General features: G+C 71.1%; 14 protein-coding genes and 1 pseudogene. 10 read left to right on the top strand and 5 right to left on the bottom strand.

From position 1 onward, the window contains the following. Position 1 precedes the first annotated feature (1 nt). The 4 genes from FGW31_RS01105 (at position 2) to FGW31_RS01090 (ending at position 6,182) form a co-directional block, all read left to right on the top strand. Entirely contained in the window at positions 2 to 1,246 is a 1,245-nt protein-coding gene (locus FGW31_RS01105) for a cation:proton antiporter (RefSeq protein WP_142191369.1), read from the top strand. 230 nt (positions 1,247 to 1,476) lie between these two features. Then, positions 1,477 to 2,457, top strand: a complete 981-nt coding sequence (locus tag FGW31_RS01100) for an Acg family FMN-binding oxidoreductase (protein ID WP_142191368.1) — start codon at positions 1,477 to 1,479, stop codon at positions 2,455 to 2,457. A 298-nt stretch (positions 2,458 to 2,755) separates the two neighbouring features. Beyond that, entirely contained in the window at positions 2,756 to 3,481 is a 726-nt protein-coding gene (locus FGW31_RS36150) for a universal stress protein (protein WP_142191367.1), read from the top strand. A 316-nt stretch (positions 3,482 to 3,797) separates the two neighbouring features. Beyond that, the gene (locus FGW31_RS01090) at positions 3,798 to 6,182 is read left to right on the top strand and encodes a phosphoketolase family protein (RefSeq protein ID WP_142191366.1); all 2,385 of its coding nucleotides are present in this window, start codon (positions 3,798 to 3,800) and stop codon (positions 6,180 to 6,182) included. Between the two features lie 105 nt (positions 6,183 to 6,287). Here FGW31_RS01090 and FGW31_RS01085 read toward each other — a convergent pair whose 3' ends face one another. The 5 genes from FGW31_RS01085 to ppdK all read right to left on the bottom strand — a co-directional run bounded on the left by FGW31_RS01085 (position 6,288) and on the right by ppdK (position 13,663). Further along, on the bottom strand, positions 6,288 to 6,716 hold the full coding sequence (locus tag FGW31_RS01085; protein ID WP_142191365.1) for an STAS domain-containing protein: 429 nt from the start codon (positions 6,714 to 6,716) through the stop codon (positions 6,288 to 6,290). Positions 6,717 to 6,874: 158 nt separating this feature from the next. Next, positions 6,875 to 9,514 (bottom strand): bifunctional acetaldehyde-CoA/alcohol dehydrogenase, encoded by a 2,640-nt coding sequence (gene adhE, locus FGW31_RS01080; protein WP_142191364.1) that lies wholly within the window; start codon positions 9,512 to 9,514, stop codon positions 6,875 to 6,877. Between the two features lie 193 nt (positions 9,515 to 9,707). Then, positions 9,708 to 10,355 (bottom strand): CBS domain-containing protein, encoded by a 648-nt coding sequence (locus FGW31_RS01075; protein ID WP_233452314.1) that lies wholly within the window; start codon positions 10,353 to 10,355, stop codon positions 9,708 to 9,710. Between the two features lie 92 nt (positions 10,356 to 10,447). After that, positions 10,448 to 10,831: a hypothetical protein gene (locus tag FGW31_RS01070; protein ID WP_142191363.1), complete on the bottom strand. Its 384-nt coding sequence runs from the start codon at positions 10,829 to 10,831 to the stop codon at positions 10,448 to 10,450. Positions 10,832 to 10,966: 135 nt separating this feature from the next. Next, entirely contained in the window at positions 10,967 to 13,663 is a 2,697-nt protein-coding gene (gene ppdK / locus FGW31_RS01065; protein WP_142191362.1) for a pyruvate, phosphate dikinase, read from the bottom strand. Between the two features lie 232 nt (positions 13,664 to 13,895). Between ppdK and FGW31_RS01060 the strand changes: the two genes are divergently transcribed. The 6 genes and pseudogenes from FGW31_RS01060 (at position 13,896) to FGW31_RS01035 (ending at position 21,863) form a co-directional block, all read left to right on the top strand. Next, positions 13,896 to 14,840: a universal stress protein gene (locus tag FGW31_RS01060; RefSeq protein WP_142191361.1), complete on the top strand. Its 945-nt coding sequence runs from the start codon at positions 13,896 to 13,898 to the stop codon at positions 14,838 to 14,840. A gap of 142 nt (positions 14,841 to 14,982) precedes the next feature. Beyond that, positions 14,983 to 17,241: a formate C-acetyltransferase gene (gene pflB, locus FGW31_RS01055; protein ID WP_142191360.1), complete on the top strand. Its 2,259-nt coding sequence runs from the start codon at positions 14,983 to 14,985 to the stop codon at positions 17,239 to 17,241. A 5-nt stretch (positions 17,242 to 17,246) separates the two neighbouring features. Continuing rightward, positions 17,247 to 17,999 carry a pyruvate formate-lyase-activating protein gene (gene pflA / locus FGW31_RS01050; RefSeq protein WP_142191442.1) on the top strand — a complete coding sequence of 251 codons (753 nt, stop codon included), beginning with the start codon at positions 17,247 to 17,249 and terminating at the stop codon, positions 17,997 to 17,999. A gap of 93 nt (positions 18,000 to 18,092) precedes the next feature. After that, on the top strand, positions 18,093 to 18,791 hold the full coding sequence (locus FGW31_RS01045) for a response regulator (protein WP_142191359.1): 699 nt from the start codon (positions 18,093 to 18,095) through the stop codon (positions 18,789 to 18,791). A 167-nt stretch (positions 18,792 to 18,958) separates the two neighbouring features. Next, a pseudogene (gene gap / locus FGW31_RS01040) lies at positions 18,959 to 19,984 on the top strand (type I glyceraldehyde-3-phosphate dehydrogenase). A gap of 121 nt (positions 19,985 to 20,105) precedes the next feature. Further along, on the top strand, positions 20,106 to 21,863 hold the full coding sequence (locus FGW31_RS01035) for a sensor histidine kinase (RefSeq protein WP_142191358.1): 1,758 nt from the start codon (positions 20,106 to 20,108) through the stop codon (positions 21,861 to 21,863). The last annotated feature ends 92 nt before the right edge of the window (positions 21,864 to 21,955 follow it).

The following is a 21,955-nucleotide window of genomic DNA, read 5'->3' as shown; positions in this document are numbered from 1 at the left end:
CGTGCGCACCCCTATCGCCCTGCTGCTGGAACTGGGCATCATCCTGACCGCGTTGAGTCTGATCGTCGCGGGCGCCAGACGCTTCGCCCTGACGCCCGTACCGCTGTACCTGCTGGCGGGGCTCGCCTTGGGCGACGGAGGCATCGCGCCGGTCCCGGCGGCCCGCGAGTTCGTCGACACCGGCGCCACGCTCGGACTGATCCTCCTGCTGCTGACCCTCGGCCTGGATTTCACCGCCCGAGAGTTCACGGCCAGTCTGCGCCGTCACCGGTCCTCCGCGGTCGTGGACCTCGTTCTCAACGCCATCCCCGGCGCCGTGGCCGGATGGCTGTTCGGTCTCGACGCCGCAGGTGTCCTGGCCCTGGCCGGTGCGACCTACGTATCGTCCTCCGGCATCATCGCCCGGCTTCTCGGCGATCTGCGCCGGCTCGGCAACCGTGAGACGCCCGCGGTGTTGTCGGTGCTGGTGCTGGAGGACTTCGCGATGGCCGCCTACCTCCCTCTCCTGGCGGTCGTCACCGCCGGAGGCAGCTGGTGGGAAGCGTTGCTCGCCGTACTCGCGGCCACTGCGGTGGTGGGGGCGGCGGTAGGCGCATCGAGCCGCTGGGGACATCATGTCGGCCGAGTTCTGTCTCCGGCCGACGCCGAGCAGGTACTGCTCAGGTTGCTCGGCTTCACCCTGGTCATCGCCGCGCTGGCCGAGATGGTCCACGTCTCCGCCGCGGTCGGGGCCTTCCTGGTCGGGCTCACGCTGACCGGCGCCGCCGCCGAGCGGGCCAGGACCGTACTGGGCCCGCTGCGCGACCTGTTCGCCGCGGTGTTCTTCCTCGCTCTCGGCATGTCGGCCGACCCAGGGCATCTGCTGCCCGCGCTGCCGGCCGCAGCGGTCCTGGCCCTCATCACCGCGATCACCAAGGTGGCCACGGGGTGGTATGCCGCAGGCCGTGAAGGAGCGGGCCGCCGGGGCAGACTGAGAGCCGGGACCGCGCTCGTCGCCCGCGGTGAGTTCTCGGTCGTCGTCATCGGACTGGCCGCTACCGCACAGGACCGCCTTGCGGCCCTGGTGACCTGCTACGTGATCCTTCTGGCAGTGTGCGGTCCCGTCCTCGCCCGCCTGGCACCGACCCGTGGCGTGCCCTCGCGCATGAGGGCGTTCGACCGGGCGCCGGGCATGCTCGACAAGCCCCGGCCTTCCACAGCTGCACCTACTCCGGACCCGGCGCGCAGTGGGGTCCGCTCCGGCTGACCGTTCCCGGCCGCAGGCAGGGCAACTGGCGTCACCCGACATACGGGGCACATGGGCCGGTGGGCCCGTACCACGGGCCGATCGCCTCTGCCCGGTACTGCCGCGCGGCGGGACGCTGGAGGTGGGCAGAGAAGCGTCTTCCCACCACGTCCCGTGTCCGGTCGCTGTTGGTCCTCACGGCCGATCGTCTTGTCCCGTCGTCCCGCCCCTCATGAAAGGCAGGCACTCTCATGTCCTTCCGCAGCGGGCGCACCTCCCACGCGTCCACCTTCCTCGTCCGTGCGGCGATGACCGCGCCGTCGCTCCTGAACACCCAGCCCTGGCGTTTCGTCGCGGACGGTGACATGGGGATCGAGCTGCACGCGGACACCGGGCGCGGGCTGCCACTCGCCGACCCTCATGGACGGGAACTCGTGCTCGGTTGCGGCGCCGCCTTGTTCAACATGCGGCTGGCCATGTTGCACCTGGGCTTCCGGCCCGTCGTCCACACGTTCCCCGATCCGCAGGACCCGGCGCACCTCGCCACTGTTGGGTGGGGCGCCTACACCCGGCCCACTGACGAGGAACAGCGTCTGTACACCGCTCTGGGCCGACGGCACACCGCACACGGTCCCTTCCTGCCGGAACCGTTGCCCCCAGATCTCGTTGACGACATGCGCGATCTCACGCATCGGGAGGGCGCGGACCTGCACGTCATCGACGACGTTGCACAACGGCGACTGCTGGCCGAACTGGTCCGTGTGGGCGAGGAAGCCCATCGCACCGACGCACGGCTCGCCACCGAACAGGCCGCCTGGACCTGGCGGCTCGCCCGGCCACGAGACGACGGTGTGCCGGCCGACGTCAGCGTCCTCCACCCCGACTCCACCGCCCTCGTCGGACGGGACTATGCGGGGCTGACGGACATGTTCCCCACGCCTCCTCGACGATGGCCCACCCGGACCGGATTGGTGGTGCTCCTCGCCACGGGCAAGGACGATCCGCTCACCTGGCTGCGGTCCGGGCAGGCACTTCAACGGCTGCTCCTGCACGCGGCCGGGCACGGAGTCATGGCGGCCTTCCACACACAACCTCTCGAAGTGCCTCACCTGCGCACCCGTGTCCGGCAGGCTCTCACCGCCGGGCAGTTCCCGCAGGTGATCCTGCGCCTCGGACACGCACCACACGTACGGGCTCTGCCCCGGCGCGCTCTCGCCGACGTACTCGGCTGACACCGGTCCCGGCGGGCGGCGCGGCTTCGGACCGGGGGCACTGCGCCTCGGGGCCGTACGGCGGAGGGCCGGCCCGTTCGGCCCCTACGCCGGAGTGGGGCGCCGCAGCAGCCTTTCGTCGAGTAAGCGGGGCTGCGCCGTCGGCCGGTCCCGTCAAGCGAGGGAGGGGAGGGATCGTCATGGACGGCCTGGTCGTGATGGCATTGGACAGCTCGCGTGAGGTTCCCGCGGTCGTGGACTGCGCGGCGCGTGAGGTGGATCGGCGAGGAGTGGCCCTGCGGTTCACTCAGGCCATCGCATGGCCTACCGGCGGAATACCGACCGGCGTGCCGCCCTGGGACCCGGACAGGCCCGAACCGCGCGAGAGGGACGGTCTGCCACCGGCGGCATCGCAGAGAGCCCATGTGGTCGCACCGAAGGCGAAATCACTCACGAGGTCCTCTTGGGTGATCCCGCGGCAGTGCTGGAGGCCGCTGCACGGGACGCGTCGCTCGTCGTACTCGGCCGCCACCGGCAGGAGGCCGGCGATCCACGCCGCGACAAGGTCGTGCGCAGGCTGATGCGCCACAGTGCCTGCCCGATGCTGGTGGTCGACGCCACGGCCGACTCGACCGCTCCCGTGCTGGTGGCCGTCGACGCGTCGGCGTCGGCCGGAGAGGCTGTAGAGGCCATGGAGTGCGCCTTCGCCGAAGCCTCGGCCCGAGGCGTGTCCTTGCTGGTCCTGCGACGTCGGCTCCCTTGGAGTGCTCAAGCGCGCGGAGCGTCGGTTGCGGCGGAGCTTCCCGGACTCAGAAGGCGTTTCCCGGACGTTGCGGTGTGCTGTCTGTCCGCACAGGGATGGAGGAAGCGGCCATGGGGAACAACGGCTCAATTGGTCGTATTGGCCGGTCATGGCAGCGCAGGCACGCCTCGGAGTTGGGTCGAAGGATGCCGGGTGCGTATCCCGCACGTTTCCGTCCAGCCCGTCGCAGTGGCCTGGTGGACGAGGGCTCGTCCACCTCGCGGCGGATGGTACGGCGCGTGACCTCCCCAGGACCACGCCGTACCATCCGGCCGGCACAACGCCACCGGTACCCGGCGGCGACGATGCCATGCGGCGATCGCGAGACGGACCTCCCGACAGGCTGTGCCCCTCCCCGCTATCCGGGGACTGCGGCTCGATCAGAGGGCGTTCGCGGGGTTCTTCGCCTCCACTCGATCGAACACTGGGCGGCCGCAAGCGGTGTGTACAGAAGGGCCCGGTCGGCCCTGTCGGGTACCCGGTGAACCGGGCAGGGTGAGACGAAAGACCTCGCAGGGCTCTCCGTCGAGCCGACCATCGATCCGCAAGGGAACTCAAGATGTGCGCCCATTCGCAACAGGTGTCCAGTCCGCTCTCGGACGAGGAACTAAGGAGGCTGGACGCCCATTGGCGTGCCGCGAACTATCTGTCCGTCGGCCAGATCTACCTGATGGCCAATCCTCTGCTCACGGAGCCGCTGCGCCCGGAGCACGTCAAGCCGCGGCTGCTCGGCCACTGGGGCACCTCACCCGGCCTCAACCTCGTGTACACGCACCTCAACCGGCTCATCCGCGCCCGGGGGCTGGAAGCGCTCTGCATCTGGGGGCCCGGTCACGGGGGCCCCGCCGTGGTGGCCAATTCCTGGCTGGAGGGGTCGTACACGGAGACCTATCCGGACGTCACCCGGGACGCCGCCGGGATGGCCCGGCTGTTCCGGCAGTTCTCCTTCCCCGGAGGCGTCCCCAGCCACGTGGCCCCGGAGACGCCCGGCTCCATCCACGAGGGCGGCGAGCTGGGCTACGCCCTCTCGCACGCCTACGGCGCCGCCTTCGACAACCCCGGCCTGCTGGTCACCTGTGTCATCGGCGACGGCGAGGCGGAGACCGGCCCGCTGGCCGCCTCCTGGCACTCCAACAAGTTCCTGGACCCCGTGCAGGACGGCGCCGTCCTGCCGATCCTGCACCTCAACGGCTACAAGATCGCCAACCCGACGGTGCTGGCCCGGCTGCCGGAGTCCGAACTCGACGAACTCCTCAAGGGATACGGCCACGAGCCCCTCCACGTCACGGGAGACGGGCCGGCCGCCGTCCACCGTGCGATGGCCCGGGCCATGGACACCGCCGCGGACCGTATCGCCGGCATCCAGCGCGCCGCCCGCGAGGGCGGGGCGACCGAGCGGCCCCGCTGGCCGGTGATCGTGCTGCGCACCCCGAAGGGCTGGACCGGCCCCACAGAGGTCGACGGCCTTCCCGTCGAGGGCACCTGGCGAGCCCATCAGGTCCCCCTGTCCGCCGTCCGGGACAACCCGGACCATCTGCGGCAGCTCGAGGAATGGTTGCGCTCCTACCGGCCGCGGGAGCTGTTCGACGAACGCGGAGCGCCTCACCCGGACGTCCTGACGTGCGTCCCTGAGGGTGCACGTCGGCTGGGGTCCACCCCGCATGCCAACGGCGGACTGCTGCTGCGCGAACTGCCGCTGCCGCCGCTGGAGCGGTACGCCGTCCCCGTCGACAAGCCGGGTTCCACCCTGCACGAGCCCACCCGCGTCCTCGGCGACCTGCTGGAGGACGTCATGCGCGGGACCGCCGACCGGCGGGACTTCCGCCTGGTCGGTCCCGACGAGACCGCCTCCAACCGCCTCCAGGCCGTCTACGCGGCCAGCGGCAAGGCATGGCAGGCCGGCACCCTCGACGTGGACGAGCACCTCGACCGGCACGGCCGCGTGATGGAGATCCTCTCCGAACACACCTGCCAGGGTTGGCTGGAGGGCTACCTCCTCACCGGCCGGCACGGGCTGTTCTCCTGCTACGAGGCGTTCGTGCACATCGTCGACTCCATGGTCAACCAGCACATCAAGTGGCTGCGCGTCACCCGCCGCCTGCCCTGGCGCGCGCCCATCGCCTCCCTCAACTACCTGCTCACCTCCCACGTGTGGCGCCAGGACCACAACGGCTTCTCCCACCAGGATCCCGGCTTCGTCGACCACATCCTCAACAAGAGTCCCGAAGCCGTGCGGGTCTACCTGCCGCCGGACGCCAACACCCTGCTCTCCGTCGCCGACCACGCGCTGCGCAGCCGCGACTACGTCAACGTGATCGTCGCCGGAAAGCAGCCCTGCTTCGACTGGCTGACCATGGAGCAGGCCAAGGCGCACTGCGCGCGCGGCGCCGGTATCTGGGACTGGGCCGGCACCGACAGCGGCGAGCGGGAACCGGACGTGGTACTCGCGGCAGCCGGTGACGTCCCCACCCAGGAGGTGCTGGCCGCCGCACAACTGCTGCGCACGCACCTCCCGGAACTGGCCGTCCGGGTCGTGAACGTCGTCGACATCGCCCGGCTGCTGCCCGCCGAGGAACATCCCCACGGCATGACCGACTTCGAGTACGACGGCCTGTTCACCCCCGACAAGCCGGTCGTCTTCGCCTACCACGGCTACCCCTGGCTGATCCACCGACTGGCCTACCGCCGCACCGGTCACCAGCACCTGCACGTGCGCGGCTACAAGGAGATGGGCACCACCACCACACCGTTCGACATGGTGGTTCGCAACGACCTGGACCGGTACCGACTGGTCATGGACGTCATCGACCGCGTCCCCGGTCTCGCGGTGCGCGCGGCGGCCGTGCGGCAGGAGATGGAGGACGCCCGGCTGCGCCACCACGCGTACATCCGCGAGCACGGTGTCGACCTGCCCGAGGTCGCCGACTGGTCGTGGGACGGCTGACGGAAGCCGACGGGCCCGGACCGCGGACGTCGGATCCGCCGTCCGGGCCCTGCTGCGTCCGCTCCCTGGACGAGTGGGTGGTGCCCGCGGAGAACTGCCCGCCCGTCAGCGAGACCAGCTGAAGCCCCCACTTGGGCGGTCGGCGAAGACTGGCACGACGCGTCGGTACTCGCGGGGCTGGAAACTCAGGGCGTCCGTCAGCGACCTGTAGATCTCGAAGGCGTCCGTCAGCCCGGTGCGGCGCATGATGTCGCGTAAGCGGTCGCTGTCGGAGACGAGACGCAGCCTGCCGTGCCGCTCACGGATCCGCGCACGTGCCCTGCACAGCACTCCCAGCGCGGCGCAGTCCAGGAAGGGCACAGGGCGGAGGTCCACGACCAGATCGTTGTGTGGGCATGCGGTGAGGGCGTCCAGCCGGGCCGTGACGACCGGTGTCACGGCGATGTCGAGGTCTCCGCGCAGTTCCAGGACGGTTGTGTCGCCGACGGTGTACTCGGAGCGGATCGGGCCGGTGCGGGCGTGCTCGTGCGTCATAGGGACAGCCAAGACCAGGTGCTCGCCGGGCAGTAGGGTCCGATGGCCCATGCGCAGGGGCCCGTGCGACCCCTCGGTACGTCAGCCCCGCCGGGCATGGCGAAGCCGCCGCGCGGAAGCTGTCAGGCTCCCGCGCGGCGGCCTCCGGCACGGCCTGTTCAGCCGTGGTAGGCGGTGCGCATGAGTTCCTGCATGTCGTCGAGCATCGGCATGCGCGGGTTGGCCGGTGCGCACTGGTCCTCGTAGGCGTTGAGGGCCTGCTGGGGCAGGGCGTCGAGGAAGGCGCGCTCGTCGACGCCGAGGGCCTGGAACGTCGGCTCTATGCCGACGGCGTCGCGCAGGCGCTCGACGGCCGCGGCGAGGGACTCCACGCCCTCGGCCGGAGTGGCCGCGGGCAGCCCGAGGGTGCGGGCGATGTCCTGGAAGCGTTCGGGGGCGCGGTAGTTCTCGTACTTGGGCCAGCCGGTGAGCTTCGTGGGGACGGTGCCGTTGTAGCGGATGACGTGGGGGAGCAGCACGGCGTTGGTGCGGCCGTGCGCGATGTGGAAGGTGGCGCCGAGGGTGTGGGACATGGCGTGGACGATGCCGAGGAAGGCGTTGCCGAAGGCCATGCCGGCGATGGTGCCGGCGTTGTGCATCTTCTCCCGGGCCTCCGCCGAGCCGTCGCGGTTGTTCACTGATGCCTCGATGTTGCCGAAGATCAGGCGGATGGCGTGGAGGGCCAGGCCGTCGGTGAAGTCGTTGGCGTAGACGGAGACGTACGCCTCGATGGCGTGGGTGAGGGCGTCGAAGCCGCTGTCGGCAGCGAGCGCCGGGGGCAGGGCGGTGGTGAGGAGGGGGTCGACGATGGCCACGCTGGGGGTGAGCGCGTAGTCGGCCAGCGGGTACTTCTTGCCGGTGGCGGGGTCGGAGATGACGGCGAAGGGGGTGACCTCGGCGCCGGTTCCGGAGGTGGTGGGCACGCACACCAGGCGGGCCAGCCTGCCCAGGGTGGGGAAGCGGAAGGCGCGCTTGCGGATGTCGGAGAACTTCTGCCGCATGTCGGCGAAGTCGATGTCGGGCTGCTCGTACAGCAGCCACATCACCTTGGCCGCGTCCATGGGCGAGCCACCGCCGAGCGCCATGATCGTGTCGGGACGGAAGTCCCGCATGAGGGCGGCACCGTGCTGTACGGAGTCAATGCTGGGTTCGGGCTGGACGTTGTCGATGATCTGGAGGGTGACCGGTTCCCGGCGTCGTTGCAGGACGCGGCTGATCCGGTCGACGAAGCCGAGACGGGTCATGGTGGCGTCGGTGACGATCGTGACGCGGTGGACGTCCGGCATGGAGGTCAGGTAGCGGATGGCCTGCGGCTCGAAGTAGATCTTCGGCGGGACCTTGAACCACTGCAGGTTGTTGCGGCGGGTGGAGACCCGCTTGACGTTGAGCAGCTGGGCGGCGGAGACGTTGTTCGACACTGATGTGCTGCCCCAGGAGCCGCAGCCCAGGGTGAGCGAGGGCAGCAGACCGTTGTAGATGCCGCCGATCGCACCCTGCGAGGACGGCGAGTTGACGATGATCCGCACGGTCTTCATCCGCTTGCCGTACGCCTCGGCCAGGGCGGGGTCCTCGGTGTGGATGACGGCGCTGTGGCCCTGGCCGTGGAAGGCGACCATGTCGGCGGCCAGGCCGAAGCCGTGGCGCTCGTCCTCGGCGCGCAGCACGGCGAGGACCGGGCAGAGCTTCTCGCGGGTCAGCGGCTCGTCCGGGCCGACGCGTTCGGCCTCGACGAGGATGAGCGAGGTGTCGGCCGGCACGGAGAATCCGGCCCGCTCGGCGATCCAGGCGGGGCTCTGTCCGACGGCGGCGGCGTTGACCTTGGGTTCGCAGCCGGCGCCCGATCCGCCGGTGGCGGGGAACAGGAAGGCCTCCAGCTTCGCCTTCTCCTCGGCGGTCGCCAGGTGGGCGTGGAGGGCGCGGAACTCGGCGAGCGCCGCGTCGTAGATGTCGGTGTCCAGGATGACGGCCTGTTCGGAGGCGCAGATCATGCCGTTGTCGAACGCCTTGGACAGCACCAGGTCGTTGACGGCCCGGCGCAGCTTCGCGCTCTTGTGCACGTATGCGGGGACGTTGCCGGCGCCGACGCCGAGGGCGGGTTTGCCGGCCGAGTAGGCGGCCTTGACCATGGCGTTGCCGCCGGTGGCGAGGATCAGCGAGACGCCCGGGTGATGCATGAGCGTGCGGGTGGCCTCGACGGACGGGGCCTCGATCCACTGCACGCAGTGCTCCGGCGCCCCGGCGGCAATGGCCGCGTCCCGCACGACGCGGGCCGCTTCGGAGCTGCACCGCTGGGCGGACGGGTGGAACGCGAAAATCACCGGGTTGCGGGTCTTCAGCGCCAGCAGGGCCTTGAAGATGGTCGTGGAGGTCGGGTTGGTGACGGGGGTGACCGCGGCCACCACGCCCACCGGTTCGGCGATCTCCACCATGTCCTCGATGTCGTCGCGGGCGATGACCCCGACGGTCTTCATGTGGCCCATGCTGTGCGTGACGTGCTCGCAGGCGAACATGTTCTTGGCCGCCTTGTCCTCGAACACCCCCCGTCCGGTCTCCTCCACGGCCAGCAGGGCCAGCGCGGTGTGCTGGTCCAGGGCGGCGACCGACGCCTTCTTGACGATGTGGTCGACCTGCTCCTGGGTGAGGCTCTCGTAGTCGGCGAGTGCCTTGAGGCCGGCCGTGACCAGACGGTCCATGGCGACCGCGGTGTCGGACGGGGCGTCGGCCCCGCGGTCCTTGGTCCGCACGTTCTGTCGGGTCATGGTGGTGTGCCTCCGTTGTCAGGGACCGCCGTGCTCATGCGGCGGCTCGGGACGGGAGGGACACCGCGGGGGACCGGCGCCCCTCCCTGGCTCCACTCTCCGACGGATCCCGATGCCGTGGCAGGCGCCGAAGGGCCCCTCTCGCGTCCGTCCGGCCCGGTTCGGCAGGGACCGTCGGCCCCGGCCGCTGAGGTCACGGGCTCCCGGTCCGGTGGGACGGGGTGGGTGTCTCGCGGTCGTCGATGCGGAAGCCCAGGCCGTTCACCACGCCGACCACGCCGTCGAGCCGCCAGACGGCGTGCACGAGCTCCGGCACCTGGCTACGCGCTTCCACCCGGCCGTCGAGGGTGACCACGCCGTCGCGGACAGCGACGCGGACCGCTTCGGACGGCAGGTTCAGCGAGGTCACGACGATCTCCTCGGTCACCTGGCGGCGGATGTCGTCGTCCGCGCGCAGGAAGACCCGTAGCAGGTCACGGCGGGTGGCGATGCCGATGAGGCGGTCGGCCTCGTCGACCACGGGCAGTCGCTCGATGCTGCGGCGCTCCATGAGCCGAGCGGCGTCCGGCACGGTCTGCTCGGGGTGCACGGTGATGGCGGGGCTCGACATCACGTCGCCCGCCGTCACGGAGGGCGGCGGAGCGGGGCCGTCCCGGTGCGCCTGGTTGCGTACGAGGTCGCTGCCGGACAGGACGCCGAGGACCTTGTCGTCGGCGTCGACCACCGGCAGTCCGCTGATCCGGTGGTGGTCGAGCAACCGGACGACCTCTTTGAACGGTGTCGTCCGGCGGGCGTGGACGACGTCCCTGGTCATTACCTCGCCGACGATGTGAGCGGTCACGGCGGATCTCCTTTCACGAACGCGGGCGGGGGAGGGCCGGAGCCCGGGTCGGCTCCGGCTCCCCGCCGGGTCGGGCGGGCGCCGTGTGGCGCCTACTTCTGCGGGCCGCCGCGCCACGGGGGCGGCGCGGCCGTCCGGCGGGTGGCGTCGCCTCGGTGGGCGGCGCGTTCGGTGGCGGAGCGCAGCCGGTCGTGGAGCCGGTCGGCGAGTTCGCGGGCGCTCGCCTCGCGTGCGTGGACGACGACGAGGTCGCTGCCGACCCGGATGTCGGTGCGGCCGGACCAGGGCAGTTCGACGTGGTGGGCCGAGGCCCGCCGTACGCGCACCTCACCGTTCACGGGCGGCAGGCCGGACCGGTCCAGAGCGGCGGCGACCTTCTCGTGGAGGTAGGCGAGAGATTCCTCGTCCACCTCGCCGTCGGCGCGGACCAGCACGGCGGCGGTGGTCTCACGGGCACCGATGTCCTTGGCGGTCATGTGTTCCACTCCCTGTGATCGTTCTGCGTCGCCTCAAGCCTGCTGCGCCGGTCGCTCCCGTCCCAGGGGCGACCGGCCCCGGAGGGAGGAGCGGCCGGTCCCTGGTATGAGGGCCGAGCGGCCCGGCCCCGCCTCTCACCTGCTGTCGCTCCCCTCGGCCTCCGCCAGCGCCGCCCGGCCCGCCTCCAGTCGCGCCACCGGCACCCGGAACGGCGAGCAGGAGACGTAGTCCAGTCCCGCGGTGTGGAAGAAGTGCACCGAGTCGGGGTCACCGCCGTGCTCACCGCACACACCGATCTTGAGGTCCGGGCGAGTGGCGCGGCCCTCGGCGACAGCGATGCCCACCAGCCGGCCGACTCCCTCGCGGTCGAGCGTCTCGAAGGGGGAGGTGGAGAAGACACCCTTGTCCAGGTAGGCGGAGAAGAACTCCGCCTCGACGTCGTCGCGGGAGAAGCCCCAGGTCGTCTGGGTCAGGTCATTGGTGCCGAAGGAGAAGAACTCGGCTTCCTCGGCGATCCGGCCCGCCGTCAGGGCGGCCCTGGGCAACTCGATCATGGTGCCGACCGGGCAGTCGAGGACGACTCCGGCCGCCCGTGAGGTCTCGGCCAGTACTCGTTGGACCTCCGCGCGCACGAGGCGTAGTTCACGGACGTCACCGACGAGCGGGACCATGATCTCCGCCTGGGGTGCGCCACCGGCCAACAGGCGCTCGGTCACGGCCTCACCGATCGCCCGGACCTGCATAGTGACCAGGCCGGGCACGACCAGGCCCAGGCGTACGCCGCGCAGCCCGAGCATCGGGTTCTCCTCGTGCATGCGGTTCACCGCGCCGAGCAGTTCGACGTCGTGCGCGTCCGGCTCCTCGCCACGGGCCTGAGCGGTGGCGATCCGCACCGCCAGTTCGGTGCGGTCGGGCAGAAACTCGTGCAGTGGCGGGTCGAGGAGCCGGATGGTGACCGGCAGACCGTCCATGGCCTCCAGGATGCCGGCGAAGTCCCGCCGTTGAAGGGGCAGGAGGTCCGCCAGGGCCCGGTCGCGCTCGGCGTCCGTGCCGGCCAGGATCATCTGCTCCACCAGCTTGCGGCGTTCCCCGAGGAACATGTGTTCGGTGCGGCACAGGCCGATGCCCTGCGCGCCGAACCGGCGGGCACGGGCGGCGTCCTCGGGGGTGTCGGCGTTGGCCCGCACCTCCAGCCGCCGGACGGTATCGGCGCGGGACAGCGCCCGGGCCACCGCGTCGACCGTGCCCTGCGCGCCTTCGTCGCCCGGGCCGTCCTCCAGGTACCGGATGACCGCCGAGTCCACCAGCGGCACCGATCCCGGGTACACCGCTCCCGCGGAGCCGTCCACCGAGACGACGGTGCCCTCCTCGACGACGGTGCCGTCCGCGGTGGTGAAGCGGCGGGCATCGGTGTTTACGGTGAGTTCCTCGGCGCCGCACACGCAGACCTTGCCCATGCCGCGGGCGACGACGGCCGCGTGGCTGGTCTTGCCACCCCGGCTGGTGAGCACCGCCTGAGCGGCGATCATGCCGGGCAGGTCGTCGGGGGTGGTCTCCTGGCGGACCAGGACCACCTTCTCGCCGACCGCGGCGCGGTGCACCGCCTGGGCGGAGTCGAAGACCACGGTTCCGACCGCCGCGCCGGGAGAGGCCGGGACACCGCGGGCGAGCGCGGTACCGGTGGCGGAGGCGTCGAAGCGCGGGAACATCAGCCGGGCCAGGCCCTCGCCGCTCACCCGGGCCAGCGCCTCGTCCGGGGTGATGAGCCCCTCGTCGGCCAGCTCGGCGGCGAGAACGAAGGCGGCCTCGGCGGTGCGCTTGCCGACCCGCGTCTGGAGCATCCACAGGGTGCCGCGCTCGATCGTGAACTCGATGTCGCACAGATCCCGGTAATGCCGTTCCAGAGTGCGCATGTGTGCGCGCAGCCGGTCGTAGGACGCGGCGTCCAGGCGCCTCAGCTCGGCCAGCGGCACCGTGTTGCGGATGCCGGCGACGACGTCCTCGCCCTGCGCGTCGGGCAGGTAGTCGCCGTACAGGCCCCGGCGCCCGGTGGCCGGGTCACGGGTGAAGGCGACGCCGCTGCCGGAGTCGGCCCCGAGGTTGCCGAAGACCATGCGCTGCACGTTGACGGCGGTGCCCAGGTCGTCGGCGATGTGCTCGCGCCGCCGGTACAGGCGGGCGCGTTCACCGTTCCAGGACTCGAACACGGCCAGGACCGCCCGGCGCAGCTGCTCGGCGGGGGACTGCGGGAAGCGATCCCCGGTCTCCAGGTGGATCAGGTTCTTGTACGTCTCGACCAGCTCGGCCAGGTCGGACGCCGTCAGGTGCGTGTCCTCCTCGACGCCGCGCAGGTCCTTCAGGAGGGTGAGGGCCTGCTCGAAGTGGGAGGAGTCGACGCCCATGACCGTGGCGCCGAACATCTGGACGAGACGGCGGTAGGAGTCCCAGGCGAAGCGTTCACTGCCGGAGACCTTGGCCAGCCCGAGGACGGAGCCGTCGTTCAGACCGATGTCGAGGATCGTCTCCATCATGCCGGGCATGGAGAACTTCGCGCCGGAGCGGACGGACAGCAGCAGCGGGTCGTCCGGCTGCCCCAGCACCCGGCCGGCGGACGCCTCGAGGGCCGACAGGTGCGCGGAGACCTCCCCCCACAGACCCGCGGGCTCGCTGCCCGTGGCCAGGAAGGCGCGGCACGCCTCGGTGGTGAGGGTGAAGCCCGGTGGCACGGGGAGCCCGAGCCGGGTCATCTCCGCCAGGTTCGATCCCTTGCCGCCGAGGAGGCCGGCCATGTCACGGCCGCCCTCGGTGAAGTCGTACACGTAACGGACCATGACGCTACGCTCCTCAAGCGTTGGGGCGTGATGGTTTCAGCGTCGGACGGGGGCGTGCTCGGCGCGAGGTGCCGGCCGTCCCGCGTGAGGGACCGGTCGGCCCCCGATGAGCCCTTGCCGTTCCGGAGGGACCATCGGCGCCCTGCTGGGGCTGTGCGGCCCGTGGACCACCAGATCGGCCGAGAGGACGCTCGAAGGCATCGGAAGTCATCGACCCGGGAGGGGACACGTCATGCCGCACGACATCGTGGTGGGGATCGACGGATCGACCGAAGGACTCGCCGCCGCGCACTGGGCGGCCCGGGAGGCTCAGCGGCGAGGAACGGATCTCGGCGTGATCCACGTCTGGCACCGCCACCCCCGCCCCGCGCCGTACATCCCCATGGACAGCACCGAGCGCGACCGGGCCGAGCATCTCCTGGGTGAGGCCGTACGCAGTGTCCGGGCCGCCCACCCAGGGCTACGGATCACCGGCCGACTCGTGTGCGACGCCACGGTGGCCGGCCTGCTGAAGGCCGCGGCCGACGCCGACCTGCTGGTCCTCGGTTCCCGTGGCCTCGGAGCTCTGGGCGGCTTCCTCACGGGCTCCGTCTCCCAGCGAGTCGTCGGCCGGTCCCCCCACCCGGTCGTCCTGGTCCGCGCGGGACGGTCCGCCGCCGACGAGCACCTGCCGGCCACCGACGGCATCGCCCCGGAGGAGATACCGGAGACGCCCTACCGTCACGTGGTCCTGGGGCTGCAGACGGATCGTCCTTGCGACGAACTGATCGAGTTCGCCTTCGACGCCGCCCGCCGGCGTGGCACCGGCCTGTCAGTGGTCCACGCTTTTCGGACCGCCTTCCGGCCCGCCCCCGTTCCGTCCGTGCCCCTGGGGTCCGCGGCCCCGGAGGGCCCGGCTCCCGTTCCTTGGCCGCAGGCTCAGGCGCTGGCGGACCAGGAGCGCACCGTGGCGGCGGTGCTGCGTCCTTGGCGGGAGAAGTACCCGACCGTCCCGGTGACCGAGACGGTCACCGAGGGGCGCGCCGCTGTGGTTCTGGTGCGGGCCGCTCAGGACGCGGGCCTCCTGGTGGTGGGCCGCCGCGGGGTCGATCACCAGGTCGGTGTCTTCACGGGGCCGGTCACGCACGCCGTCCTGCACCACGTCGGATGTCCCGTCGCCGTGGTTCCGCACGGCTGACACCACGGCGGCCGGTCGGGGCCGAAGGTCCCGGCCGGTCGGGGCCGCACGGGACCACCCGGTGCCCTGTCCGGCACTGCTCGCCGCGGACCCGTACGACGAGCATCGACAGTGACAAGACCGTACGACGAGAGGACCTGAGATGACCGCGACGGTGACAGCCGGCCCCCGGACCGCCGACGCCTGGCGGCAGTTCGCCGGGAGCGGGTGGCGTGAGCGCATCGACGTGCGCGACTTCATCCAGGCCAACTACACGCCCTACGAGGGCGACGCCTCCTTCCTGGCCGGCCCCACGGACCGCACCCGCGCGGTCTGGGAGAAGGTCGGCGCGCTGTTCCCGGAGGAGCGGCGCAGGGGCGTGCTCGACGTGGACGCCGCCACCCCCTCCACCATCACCTCGCACGCCCCCGGCTACATCGACCGCGACCGCGAGCTGATCGTCGGCCTGCAGACCGACGCCCCGCTGAAGCGGGCGATCATGCCCAACGGCGGCCTGCGCATGGTGGAGAACGGGCTGAAGGCGTACGGCTACGAGCCCGACCCGTTCGTCACAAAGGTGTTCGACACCTACCGCAAGACCCACAACGCGGGCGTCTTCGACGCCTACACCCCCGCCATGCGCGCCGCCCGCAAGGTCGGCATCATCACCGGCCTGCCCGACGCCTACGGCCGCGGCCGGATCATCGGTGACTACCGGCGGGTCGCGCTGTACGGCACGGACCGGCTGATCGAGGCCAAGCGCGCCGAGCGGGCCCTGCTGGACGCGCGGCCCTCCGGCCCGGACGTCATCCGGGACCGCGAGGAGCTGGCCGAGCAGATCCGGGCGCTGGGCGAACTGACCGAGATGGCCGCCTCGTACGGCTGCGACGTCTCGCGTCCCGCCGCCACCGCGCACGAGGCGGTGCAGTGGCTCTACCTCGGTTTCCTGGCCGCGGTGAAGGAGCAGAACGGCGCGGCGATGTCGCTGGGCCGTACCTCCACCTTCCTGGACGTCTACCTCCAGCGGGATCTGGACGAAGGGCTCCTCGACGAGTCCCGGGCGCAGGAGCTGATCGACGACTTCGTGATCAAACTCCGCATCGTGCGGTTCCTGCGCACCCCCGAGTACGACGCCCTGTTCTCCGGCGACCCCACCTGGGTGACGGAGTCCATCGGCGGCATCGGCACTGACGGACGCACGCTGGTCACCCGCACCTCCTTCCGCTTCCTGCAGACCCTGTACAACCTCGGCCCGGCCCCCGAGCCCAACCTGACCGTGCTGTGGTCGCCCCGGCTCCCGGAGGGCTTCAAGGAGTTCTGCGCCCAGGTCTCCATCGACACCAGCGCCGTCCAGTACGAGTCGGACGACCTGATGCGCCCGCGCACCGGCGACGACACCGCGATCGCCTGCTGCGTCTCCGCGATGGCGGTCGGCAGGCAGATGCAGTTCTTCGGAGCACGCGTCAACCTGGCCAAGGCCCTGCTGTACGCCGTCAACGGCGGCCGCGACGAGATGACCGGCGACCAGATCACCCCCGAGATGCCCCCGCTGACCGGCGAGTACCTGGACTACGACGAACTGTCGGCCGCCTACGACCGGGTCCTGGACTGGCTGGCCCAGACCTACGTCGACGCACTCAACGTCATCCACTACATGCACGACAAGTACGCCTACGAGCGCATCGAGATGGCCCTGCACGACCACCCCGTGCACCGGTTCATGGCGTGCGGCATCGCCGGACTGTCCGTCGCTGTGGACAGCCTGTCCGCCGTCAAGCACGCCCGCGTGAAGGTCATCCGTGACGCGACCGGACTGGCCGTGGACTTCCACACCGAGGGCGACTTCCCGGCGTACGGCAACAACGACGACCGCGCCGACGCGATCGCCGTCGGCCTGGTGGAGTCGTTCATGGCGAAGGTGCGCGAGCACCCCACCTACCGCGATGCCGAGCACACGCAGTCGGTGCTGACCATCACCTCCAACGTCGTGTACGGCACCCACACCGGCAACACCCCCGACGGCCGCCGCGCCGGCCAACCCTTCGCCCCCGGCGCCAACCCGATGAACGGCCGCGACAAGCACGGCGTGGCCGCCTCCGCCCTCTCGGTGGCCAAACTGCCCTACGAGGCGGCACGCGACGGCATCTCCCTGACCACCACGATCACCCCGGAAGGGCTGGGCCACGTCCCCGAGGAGCGGGCCGGTCACCTGGTCGGCATCCTCGACGCCTACATGTCCGCGGGCGGCTTCCACATGAACGTCAATGTGCTGGACCGCGCCGTGCTGGAGGACGCGATGGAACACCCGGAGAAGTACCCCGAGCTGACGATCAGGGTCTCCGGCTACGCCGTGAACTTCGTCCGCCTGACCCGCGAGCAGCAGCTCGACGTGATCAGCCGCACCTTCCACGGATCGCTGTGAGCACGATGCTTCCGACCGTGGCACCGGGATCGGCCACCGGACGGATCCACTCCTGGGACCTGTCCACCGGCGTGGACGGTCCCGGGACCCGGTTCGTCCTCTTCACCAGCGGCTGCCCCCTGCGCTGCCTCTACTGCGCCAACCCCGACACATGGCACATGCGCGACGGCCGGGAGGCCGCCGTCGACGAGGTGATGGCGGAGATCGACAAGTACCGGGACTTCCTCGTCACGGCCGGCGGGGGAGTGACCCTCACCGGCGGCGAACCCCTGCTCCAGCCGGCCTTCACCGCGGCGGTCCTGCGCCGCTGCAAGGAGGCCGGCCTGCACACCGCCCTCGACACCTCCGGATTCCTCGGTGCCCGCGCCACGGACACGCTCCTGGCCGACACCGACCTGGTGCTGCTGGACATCAAGTCCTTCGACGTCACGACCTACCGGAAGCTGACCGGCGGCGCCCTCGCCCCCACCCTGAACTTCGCCACCCGTCTCGACCGGCTGGGCAAGCGCGTGTGGATCAGGTACGTCCTGGTGCCCGGCTGGACCGACGACGAGGACGCCGTCGACGGACTCGCCGGATTCCTCTCCGGCCTCGCCTGCGTGGAGCGGGTCGACATCCTGCCGTTCCACAAGCTCGGCGCCGCGAAGTACGACGCCCTGGGCATCCCCTTTCCCCTGCGTGACGCCCCGGTCCCGGACAAGACGCTGGTGGACCGGGTACAGGGCCAGTTCCGCGAGCGCGGCCTCATGGCCCACTGACGCAGGCGAAATCGGGGCCGACCGGCCTTGGACCCCGGCCATCCTGGGAAGAAAGGATTCCGACACAGACCGAGGGATCGCGAGGAGCATTCGATGGCGCACAGCGAGCAGGGCGACAGCACGGGAAGCCCGATCAGGGTCTTCCTCCTGGACGACCACGAAGTGGTACGACGCGGGGTGCACGACCTGCTGGACGACGAACCGGACATCACCGTGGTCGGAGAAGCCGCGACGGTGGAACAGGCGCTGGTCCGGGTTCCCGCCCTCCGTCCCGACGTGGCCGTCCTCGACGTGCGCCTGCCCGACGGCGACGGCGTGACCGTCTGCCGCGAGCTGCGGTCGCAGATGCCGGACCTGGCCTGCCTGATGCTGACCTCCTTCGACGACGAGGAGGCGCTGCTGGACTCGATCATGGCGGGGGCGGCCGGGTACGTCCTCAAGCAGATCCAGGGCTCCGACCTGGTCTCGGCCGTGCGCACGGTGGCCCGCGGCCAGTCGCTGCTGGATGCCAGCGCCACGACCAAGCTGATGGCACGGCTGCGGGGCGGCGGGCAGCAGCCGGCCGAGGAGCCGGAGATGCTGCCGGGTCTCACCGACCGGGAACGCGAGATCCTCGAACTGATCGGCGAAGGGCTCACCAACCGGCAGATCGGCCAGCGGCTCTATCTGGCTGAGAAGACGGTCAAGAACCACATCTCCCGGCTGCTCGCCAAGCTCGGCGTGGAACGCCGTGTCCAGGCCGCCGTCATCGCCACCCAGGCGCGGGACCGGATGCGCACCGAAGGCCAGTAGCGGGACGGGCCCGCCGGTCGGCCCCGCACCCGGCCCCCCGTCGGGGGCCGAAGGTCCCCACGGTCCGCCCCCACCCGGCCCATACCCGCACGGACACCCGGGCGGCAGGCCGGGAGCGGTCCCGGAACACCGCCGGGCATCGCCGCACCAAGGGGAGGACGGAAGACATGACCGTGCGAGTGGGTATCAACGGTTTCGGCCGGATCGGCCGGAACTACCTGCGCTGCGTACTGGAACGCACCGGCACCGCGGCAGCACCGCTGGAGGTGGTGGCGGTCAACGACGTCACCTCCCCGGCAGCGCTCGCGCACCTGCTGACGTACGACTCGACGTACTGACGGCTGAACCGCCCCGTCGAGCACGACGAGACCTCGCTGACCGTGGACGGGCACCGCATCACCGTGACCGCCGAGCGCGACCCGGCCGCGCTGGCCTGGGGAGACCTCGGCGTGGACGTGGTGATCGAGTCCACGGGCCGCTTCCGCACCCGCGAGCAGGCCGGCCTGCACCTGGCGGTCGGCGCGCGCAAAGTGCTCCTGTCCGTGCCCGGCAAGAACGTCGACGCCACGATCGTCATGGGAGTCAACGAAGGAACGTACGACCCGGAGCACCACCACGTGATCTCCAACGCCTCGTGCACCACCAACTGCGTGGCTCCGATGGTCAAGGTCCTCGACGACCACTTCGGCGTCGTCAGAGGACTGATGACCACGATCCACGGCTACACCAACGACCAGGTGGTCCTGGACGGCCCTCACAAGGACCTGCGCCGGGGCCGTTCGGCGGCGGTCAACATCATCCCCACCACGACCGGCGCCGCCCGCGCCGTCGGCCTGGTCCTGCCCGAGCTGGCGGGCACGCTGGACGGCAGCGCCGTGCGCGTCCCGGTCGAGGACGGCTCGCTGACCGACCTGACCGTGGTCCTCGAGAGGACGGTGAGCGCCGAGGAGATCAACGCCGCCTACCGCGAGGCCGCCGAGGGGCCGCTGAAGGACGTTCTGCGGGTGTCCGACGCCCCGATCGTCTCGCGGGACGTGGTCGGCGACCCCGCCTCCTGCGTCCTGGACGCCCCCCTCACCCAGACCCACGGTGACCTGGTCAAGGTCTTCGGCTGGTACGACAACGAGTGGGGCTATACGAACCGCCTGCTCGACCTGACCTCGTACGTCGCGGCCCGACTGCCCCGGAGCTGACGGTTCCGGCCAGTCGGCCACGCGGCGGCGCTGATCCCTTATCGTCTCCCTATTCGAGCCGATACCATGGCAGGTTCACGGTAAGGCTGCCGACATGCGGTGAGGCGTTGGAGGATCAGCGGTGGCAAACGCCCAGGAAGCCCGTGAGGCACGGGTACGGCTGCCGCAACTGCGGCTGGACGAACTGCTGGAGGAACTGCAGGCCCGTCTGGACGCGGCGCGCGGCACCCGGGACCGCGTGCACAGCCTGCTGGAGGCCGTGCTGTCGGTCGGCCGCGAACTGGACCTGGAGCAGGCACTACGCAGCATCGTGGAGGCCGCGGCGGCCCTGGTCGACGCGGAGTACGCGGCGCTCGGCGTCATCGGCCCCGACGGTGAGCGGCTGTCGGCCTTCCACACGGTGGGCGTCGACGAGGAACAGATCGCGCGGATCGGCCCCTACCCGGAGGGCCACGGCATCCTCGGCGAGCTGATCCGCCACCCCGAGCCGCTGCGCCTGGCCAAACTCTCCGACCACCCCGCCTCCTATGGCTTCCCGGCCCACCACCCGCCGATGAACACCTTCCTCGGCGTTCCCATCCGGGTACGGGACCACGTCTTCGGCAACCTGTACCTGACGGAGAAACGCGGCGGGCAGCAGTTCGACGAGGACGACGAGTCGGTGCTGGCCACCCTGGCCGTGGCGGCCGGCGTGGCCATCGACAACGCCCGTCTGTACGAGGAGTCCCGTCTGCGGGAACGCTGGCTTCAGGTGAACGCCGAGATCACCCACACCCTGATGTCCGGCGCGGACCAGGGCGGGGTGCTGCCGCTGATCGCCGAACGGGCCAGGGAGATCACCGCCTCCGCCCTGAGCGTGGTGGCCATGCCGGTGAGCGGTACCGACACCCTCGCCGTCGAACTCGCTGTCGGCCAGCAGGCCGACGCATGGCGCGGGATCGTCCTGCCTACGGAAGGCACGCTCATCGGGCAGGCGTTCGTCCAGCGAGCGCCGGTCAGCAGCCCGGACGTCTCGTGCGACTCCCGGGTCTCGGCCGGTCCGCCACGCTTCGACGGGCTCGGACCGGCCGTCGCCGTGCCGATCGGCACCGGCGACGAGACCCGCGGTGTGGTGCTGCTGGTCCGGCAGTCGGGCGGCCGGGAGTTCACCGGGAAGGAGACCGAGCCGCTCCAGGTCTTCGCCGCGCAGGCCGCCGTCGCGATGGAGCTGGCGGAACGACGCGAGGACGCCGAACAGATCGCCCTGCTGGAGGACCGCGACCGGATCGCGCGCGACCTGCACGACCTGGCCATCCAACGGCTCTTCGCCACCGGCATGACCCTGCAGAGCGCCGGCCGCCGCGTCCAGGACCCGGTGGCCTCCAAGCGGATCCTGCGGGCGGTGGACGACCTCGACGAAACCATCAAGATCATCAGGTCGACGATCTTCGGTCTGCGCTCCCGGGAGGACGAAGCGGCTCCCGGCCTGCGCTCCCGCGCGGTGCGCGCGATCGGCGAGGCCGCACCGCTGCTGGGCTTCGCCCCCAGTGTCCGCATGGAGGGCCTGCTCGACACGCACGTGCCCGCGGCGACCGCCGACCACGTCCTGGCCGTCCTCACCGAGTCCCTGACCAACGTCGCCCGGCACGCCGGCGCCGACCGCGCCGACGTCGTGCTGGAGACGGACGGCAAGCAGGTCCGCCTGACGGTCACGGACAACGGCGTCGGCATCCCGGACGGAGGCCGCCGCAGCGGTCTGACCAACATGGCCGAGCGAGCGCAGAAGCTCGGCGGCGGCATGGAGCTGGAAAGCCCCGGTGGGAAGGGGACTCGGCTGGTGTGGCACGCTCCGCTGGAGCAGTCCCCGGACACGTCGGAGAGCGGCGGGTCTGCTCGGTGACGTACGGTGCCGGCGGGCGAGCGGCACCTTGAGGGCCCTGCCGAGTGGGGACGGTTGTGCCGGGACCATCGGCTCACGGCGCGCGGGCCCCT

The organism is Streptomyces calvus (assembly GCF_006782915.1).
GTDB classification, from domain to species: domain Bacteria; phylum Actinomycetota; class Actinomycetes; order Streptomycetales; family Streptomycetaceae; genus Streptomyces; species Streptomyces calvus.
The sequence above is the reverse complement of the archived record's forward strand: the minus strand, read 5'-3'. Positions and strand labels throughout refer to the sequence as shown.

Excerpts from the sequence above, each read along its gene's own strand:
- pflA (WP_142191442.1), top strand. The coding sequence starts at position 17,247 with ATGCTTCCGACCGTGGCACCGGGATCGGCCACCGGACGGATCCACTCC.
- FGW31_RS01090 (WP_142191366.1), top strand. The coding sequence starts at position 3,798 with ATGTGCGCCCATTCGCAACAGGTGTCCAGTCCGCTCTCGGACGAGGAA.
- FGW31_RS01085 (WP_142191365.1), bottom strand. The coding sequence starts at position 6,716 with ATGACGCACGAGCACGCCCGCACCGGCCCGATCCGCTCCGAGTACACC.
- FGW31_RS01070 (WP_142191363.1), bottom strand. The coding sequence starts at position 10,831 with ATGACCGCCAAGGACATCGGTGCCCGTGAGACCACCGCCGCCGTGCTG.
- ppdK (WP_142191362.1), bottom strand. The coding sequence starts at position 13,663 with ATGGTCCGTTACGTGTACGACTTCACCGAGGGCGGCCGTGACATGGCC.
- adhE (WP_142191364.1), bottom strand. The coding sequence starts at position 9,514 with ATGACCCGACAGAACGTGCGGACCAAGGACCGCGGGGCCGACGCCCCG.
- pflB (WP_142191360.1), top strand. The coding sequence starts at position 14,983 with ATGACCGCGACGGTGACAGCCGGCCCCCGGACCGCCGACGCCTGGCGG.
- FGW31_RS01045 (WP_142191359.1), top strand. The coding sequence starts at position 18,093 with ATGGCGCACAGCGAGCAGGGCGACAGCACGGGAAGCCCGATCAGGGTC.
- FGW31_RS01100 (WP_142191368.1), top strand. The coding sequence starts at position 1,477 with ATGTCCTTCCGCAGCGGGCGCACCTCCCACGCGTCCACCTTCCTCGTC.
- FGW31_RS36150 (WP_142191367.1), top strand. The coding sequence starts at position 2,756 with ATGGCCTACCGGCGGAATACCGACCGGCGTGCCGCCCTGGGACCCGGA.
- FGW31_RS01060 (WP_142191361.1), top strand. The coding sequence starts at position 13,896 with ATGCCGCACGACATCGTGGTGGGGATCGACGGATCGACCGAAGGACTC.